Annotated in this window: 7 protein-coding genes; 1 reads left to right on the forward strand and 6 read right to left on the reverse strand. The window is 43.7% G+C overall.

Going from position 1 to position 6,006, the window contains the following annotated elements; genetic code table 11:
• Positions 1 to 171: 171 nt before the first annotated feature.
• The 6 genes from V7Q33_RS12665 to V7Q33_RS12690 all read right to left on the reverse strand — a co-directional run bounded on the left by V7Q33_RS12665 (position 172) and on the right by V7Q33_RS12690 (position 5,340).
• Positions 172 to 1,095, reverse strand: coding sequence for a ribose-phosphate diphosphokinase (locus V7Q33_RS12665; protein ID WP_331982379.1), 924 nt, complete (start codon positions 1,093 to 1,095; stop codon positions 172 to 174).
• A 15-nt stretch (positions 1,096 to 1,110) separates the two neighbouring features.
• On the reverse strand, positions 1,111 to 2,565 hold the full coding sequence (locus V7Q33_RS12670) for a nicotinate phosphoribosyltransferase (protein ID WP_333820065.1): 1,455 nt from the start codon (positions 2,563 to 2,565) through the stop codon (positions 1,111 to 1,113).
• Between the two features lie 46 nt (positions 2,566 to 2,611).
• Positions 2,612 to 3,505, reverse strand: a complete 894-nt coding sequence (locus tag V7Q33_RS12675) for an NUDIX domain-containing protein (RefSeq protein ID WP_333820066.1) — start codon at positions 3,503 to 3,505, stop codon at positions 2,612 to 2,614.
• 12 nt (positions 3,506 to 3,517) lie between these two features.
• Entirely contained in the window at positions 3,518 to 4,147 is a 630-nt protein-coding gene (locus V7Q33_RS12680) for a DUF4291 domain-containing protein (protein ID WP_333820067.1), read from the reverse strand.
• A 102-nt stretch (positions 4,148 to 4,249) separates the two neighbouring features.
• Positions 4,250 to 4,933 (reverse strand): NUDIX hydrolase, encoded by a 684-nt coding sequence (locus tag V7Q33_RS12685; RefSeq protein ID WP_331982388.1) that lies wholly within the window; start codon positions 4,931 to 4,933, stop codon positions 4,250 to 4,252.
• A 62-nt stretch (positions 4,934 to 4,995) separates the two neighbouring features.
• The gene (locus V7Q33_RS12690; protein ID WP_331982391.1) at positions 4,996 to 5,340 is read right to left on the reverse strand and encodes a DUF6958 family protein; all 345 of its coding nucleotides are present in this window, start codon (positions 5,338 to 5,340) and stop codon (positions 4,996 to 4,998) included.
• Positions 5,341 to 5,565: 225 nt separating this feature from the next.
• Between V7Q33_RS12690 and V7Q33_RS12695 the strand changes: the two genes are divergently transcribed.
• On the forward strand, positions 5,566 to 5,796 hold the full coding sequence (locus V7Q33_RS12695) for a hypothetical protein (protein ID WP_333820068.1): 231 nt from the start codon (positions 5,566 to 5,568) through the stop codon (positions 5,794 to 5,796).
• Positions 5,797 to 6,006: the final 210 nt, after the last annotated feature.

The following is a 6,006-nucleotide window of genomic DNA, read 5'->3' on the forward strand; positions in this document are numbered from 1 at the left end:
TTAGAAGCATCCACACTTTTTCCGCTTCATCCTCCGGCTCTATTCAAAGTTTAAAGTCCAAGGTTTAAGGTTACGCACCAACTTTGAACTTTGAACTTTGAACTTTGAACTTTAAACTTTGAACTTTTGAACTTTAAACCTGACAAAAGCAGTTCTCCACAGCTCGCGTTATCATATCTGGCTTAAGCTTTTATTATTAATCAGGTTTTCCATCGCACGGGCTAACAGCTCGGCACAACTTACCACTTCGATCTTGGGATGATCCAACGCCTCCACGACTGTGTCGGATATATATAGTTTTTCGATCCGCGACTTTTCCAGGTTCGATAATGCTGCACCGCTCAACACGCCATGGGTACAATAGGCGCAAACTGATTCTGCACCGTGTTCAATGAGCAGATCAGCGGCCTTGCAAAGGGTGCCTGCAGTATCTACCAGATCATCGATGATGATTACGTTGCGTCCCTTCACATCACCAATAATCTCCATGTGCGCTACCTGGTTGGCTTTGAGTCTTTCTTTATTGATAACCACCATCTCTGCATCAAGGTATTTTTTATACTGTTTGATGCGCTTTATACCACCAAAATCAGGACTGCATAAACACAGGTGATCGCGCTTGCAGTCTTTGATGTGATCGACAAACAGCTTCAATGACGACAGCGGATCGAGGGGCACTTTATAAAAACCTTCAATGGCATTGGTATGCAGATCGAGGGTAATGATGCGATCAGCTCCCATCAACTGAATGATATCAGCTACCATGCGTGAAGAGATCGATGTCCGTTGTCCGTCCCTTCTCTCCTGCCGGCTGTGCGGAAGGTATGGCATGACCAACACAACCTCGCGTGCGGAAGATCGCCTTGCAGCATCTACGGTCATCAACATCTCGAAGAAATTCTCGTATGGCATATTTACTTTGGCAATAAGAAAAACGGTTTGTCCGCGTACACTTTCGTTGAAGCGCACAAACAATTCTCCATCCGAAAACTTCTCGGTGTGCACCGGGTATAACGGCTGCTGAAGGTGCTGTGCAATCTTGGTACCCAGCGAAACAGCAGTAGAGGTAGCGTAAATCTTGATCGTGTTTTCCATGACTAACAATGATAATCAATTTATTGGCAACGCCTGATTCTTTTTAAGTGCATTTGCCAGCGAATGTTCTGCACGTTCGCGAACCTGCTCGAACGTGTGCTCGCGCGTGAGTGATCCATTCTCAAAAACCGTCTCTAACTGATCTGGTAAATGCGATGCATCAAGCGCCATTGTTTTAAATGTTCCTTCTTCCATAACCAGTTTGAGTTTACCTGCTTTGGATGTTTTGAAAGAAGGGATCATCTCTCCTTCAGCATTCATTTCCATTGGAGCTTTCTTTACGTGTACCGGCTTGCCGTTTACTTCTGCGTATGAACATTTCAATGCGAACTTCTGTGTATCGCGGTTTACTTTCTGCAATAGAGCACCCCCCATGCCCAACACAAGGTTGGCAGCGGCTATACCTTTGCTTTTCAGCGTCTCGTAGATGGCAGGTATAGATTCATGATCAACACCATCGCCCTGGATTACGCGCACCTGCGGTGGCAACATGCGATAGCCTTTGCTGTTTATAGTGAAACCGAATTTATCAAAGAGTATATCAAATACTTTCAACAACGTTTGTATCGGATCACCTGAATCAGGACGGATGACCAGTGCTCCTTTCCGATTGAGAATCTGATCGCGGAACATTTCGCCCCACAAGTTTTCAACCGCGTTAAAAATGTTATAGGAATCGGATACACAGGAGAGAATTCCTTCGGGATATGCTTCAAGCACATGACCGAATACTTCGTTCTCTCCTGCCTGGCCCAGCAGTGTCATGATCGAGTGTTCTGTTGCCGGCACCGACATGCCGTATACCTGCTTCGCGTTATAGTATTTCTGTGCAAACCTGGATGCATATACAGTATCGCTGCCCATAAAATTTACCAGGTGCGCCGATCCACCGAGGCCAGCACTTTCAACCGAGCTTACACCTCTGAATCCAAAATCATTCAGCACAAAATTGATCGCGCTCCGTGCATCATCATCCGAAGTAAGTTCGAAATATTTCTCCACAATCTTTTTCATTTCAAAAGACAACGTTGCTACGGTGCTCGGATACCACACCTGCATCAGCAGGGTTTCCAGAAAATTGGTGAGCCAGAAGCAAGCCGGATCGGTATTCTCAATCGTCATCAATGCCTGGTGCACGGGAACAGACGTTCCTTCAGCAACCGCTTTAATCTTTACCGGAAGATGACCTCCGTGTTGTTTCAATATATACTCAAAGTTACTGCGTTTGAATACATCGCTTCGCCCGAACACACCGCGCATCAGTTCTTCGGCTTCATCTATATCTTCCTTTGTAAACGCAGGGCCTTGTAAATATTCCTTGAGATAATATTGCAAACCGTAGAACACGGTGTTATCAAACAATCCACCACGACTTTCCAGGTAAGAGTATATCGTGGTAGTTCCCGGATAATATAGTTTGTGATGGGAGTATTTGTATGCATCGGCCAGGAGAAGAAGATTCGTTTTCATATACTTGGGAATTAAGAGATCAACTATAATTGCATTGCCTTCAATCTTACAGGTATTTATTCAGAATGGCGGTGAGCTGTGGTATATGTTCTGCCGCTGTACGTTGGCTGTCCATCATTTCTTTTACCGTTTGCAGGGAGAACCACTGCACTTCCGCAATATCATCGCTACCTGCAGCATCGCCCGATATATATTCTGTAGAGAAAAGTGTTGTAATAATCTTGTCTGACTCATTTTGGTAGCGCCAGTCTGCCACGCGGAAAGAACCTTCGTATTGCATCGGCGTCACTTCTATATCGCCACACTCTTCACGTAGTTCTCTGGCAGCGGCCTCTTCGTAACTGTTATCTGTAGGATCAGAGAATCCGCCCAACAATCGCCACTTATTATCGATGTCTTTACGGCCGAGCAATAGCTCGCTTTTGTTATTTCGCAGTACGGCTATATCTACTGTAGGATATACTTTGAGGTATGTGTTTGCGTACGCGTAGATAATACCAGTTCTGAACTCTTCGGAATCCATTACCTTGTCGCTGATCTGTTCACGTATCAGCGTGGCACGGAAGCTCCCGTTCTCAGGCAGTTCTACCGTAGCATTGGTACCAGAATAGTAAGTCTTGAAGCTATCACGACTTCCATAGAGTATAAATTGTGATCCCGGAAATGTATTGGCCAGCAAACTATCAAGATTCTGCGACCACTTTGTATCCAGCGGATGATCAGGCAGCGGCAACACCATCACATCGGGATATTCTTTTTTGATCATCTTTTCACGCGTCTGAAAATCCAGCGGGTTTCTTCTGCTTCCCTTTACAGGCGATATGCCCAGCACAATCACCATGGTATTATGCTGTTGCCTTACGGATTCGATCAGACTCTTATGACCTTCGTGCAGGTAAGGCGATTGAAAACGCGCGATGATCACGCCAATTTTACTCATACAATGTATTGTTTAAGACAGTGCTATTTTGCTAGCCAGTGTTTCGGAGGCTGGCCTGTATATTTCTTCATACGGAATTTCAAGGTCATCTAACCTGCCGGCTTCCAGAATTTCCCGTTGGCGAACAACGAATGGTGTTATATTCTGTATATCAATAATTAGCTCCTTGCCATATTGATATAGTATATTTCCTTTCAATCCAAGTTGAATTGCCCTCCGCTCGATCTTATTTCCAAAGAGGTCGTGATCCGGATCCCATTGCAATCGTACGCCGTGCGCCTCAAGATCACGCTTCCACTCAGCTTCACTGGTATAGAAATACTTGTCGAAAGACGATACTACCGCATCTTGCAAGATCATATCAAAGGTATTTGTACTGATCGTGATTGCCAGAATATTTTCCTGTCCTTCCTTGGTTGCCCATCCGCTTCGATACATCATCCACAAGAAATTAGGCTTTATCCACGACATTCTGTTGTAACTAAAGTCTTTTTCAAATTGCTTATGTTCTACAGCATAGTCTGCAATTGGCTGTCTGTAAGCTTGATATACAACTATGTTTCCATTCGGCTGACTCGCGACAATATGTCTTCCTTCTTTCGGCAAACGGGTTACGCTTTCTTTGTAACGTTCTGTTTTCATATTCTTATTTGTGTATTATATACGCAAATATAAAAACAAGGTTGATTGCCTGGTTATTAATTTGTGTATTTTTTACAATAATTTCAGTTAATTACCAGGAGATCAGAGAAAAATATCAAAGTTGTAGCCCTTCTCTTTCAATTCGAAATACTTCTTCTTATTGAACTGGAACAATCGCGCAGGCCTTCCGGATTTCTTCTGCACAGACTCCTCAAGTTCTTCAAGAAAGCCATAAGCCATTATCTTCTTTTTGAAATTCCGCCTGTCGATATCCTGGTCTAACAGGATCTGGTATAATTTTTCAAGATCAGAGAACGGGAATTTTTTATCGAGTAATTCAAAGCCTATGGGCTCGTATGCAAGTTTGCCACGCAGGCGTTTGATGGCTGTATCCAGAATGGTTTTATGATCAAAGGCGAGACGCGGCAGCTTCTTGATGCCGAACCACGCAACATCTTCTGCATCGGTTTGTGCGAGCAATTGGTAGTCAGTCGGGCGCACCAATCCGAAATAAGCAATGGATATAACCCGGTTGCGGGGATCTCGATCAGGCTTACCAAAAGAGTATAATTGCTCAAGGTAATTAACATCTATACCGGCTTCCTCCTGCAGTTCGCGGGTTACAGCATCTTCAAGGGACTCATCATCTTTTACAAGTCCTCCAGGCAGGGCCCAGAATTTTTGAAAGGGCTCGAACTTTCGTTTGATCAGCAGAATGGAGATACCCTGCTCGGGATCATATCCAAAAACAACGGCATCCACTGATACTTTGATAGATTGCTTCATGTTGCATAAAGTGAAGCAATTTTATGAATTGAAGCAAGGGATACGAGAATGAACGATATATACTAGTTGTGCGGCCAGTCAGCCAGAAGTCGGTCGTGTTGCAGCCGCTTTTGTCCCTGGCGTGTGAGCTTTAGAAGGAAAAGACGTTTTCTGTAAGGTGGCGTAACGGTACGAATGAAACTGCGGGCTTCCAAGTCGAGCTTTACCTGTAATACATACCAGGTAATGTCGCTATCAATAGAATCGGTAAAATCTTTCAGCGCTTTTTCGAGTAATGTATTTAATGTTATCGGCTCTTCAGTATCAAGTGCCGACAATATATAGGTCGCTAATGTCTTGTAGTAGGACTCCGTCATCGTTATACCTTTGCGACCATCGGGCCTAAGGGTCACCATCTCACTTTTCATACTCCAATTGAATGAGGTAAATGTATGGCGTTACAACGTATAATTATCGGAACAAACATGCCTTTTATCTAAAAAAACGATGCCGGTAATTGACTTTTCGACTAATCCGGAAAAAGTGTCGATCAATCAGAATGCCTTCAGCTTCAACGCAATTTATGGTATCGTTTGCATTGAATAGATTCCTCTATATACGTTACTTTGTATGAAGAATGAATGAACACTTCCATGCATAGCTATCAGCTTGACGACCGCGAAATGGACAAAAGCTTTCTTAATTATATACCCGTATTGTGCCGTATATCCGTGCATGTTGATGAACAACTTCAACCAGACCAAGTAATCATCGTACTGCTTTCAAATGGTGCGAAGTATAAAGGAAAGATCGTGCATGTTAATCTTATACCGATGAAGAATATTGCTATAGGAGAAATGGAAGTGGTGCGCGTGGGGAGATGACCTATAGTATAGATGCTATTGGAAGAATGTAAAATTATCTCCCACAGATTTCACAGATGGACACAGAATGAATACCACAGATAAAAACCATACGCGATTAATTCACAGATAATCTTCCAGCAGCCAGTAACCTGCTGCTTGCAATCTCACAGCTCATAACTAACAGCTCGCAGCTATCTTCCTTACAGTCCTACCTCCTTCCGATCGATG

This window comes from Ohtaekwangia sp. (assembly GCF_036786105.1).
Taxonomy (GTDB): Bacteria; Bacteroidota; Bacteroidia; order Cytophagales; family Cyclobacteriaceae; genus Ohtaekwangia.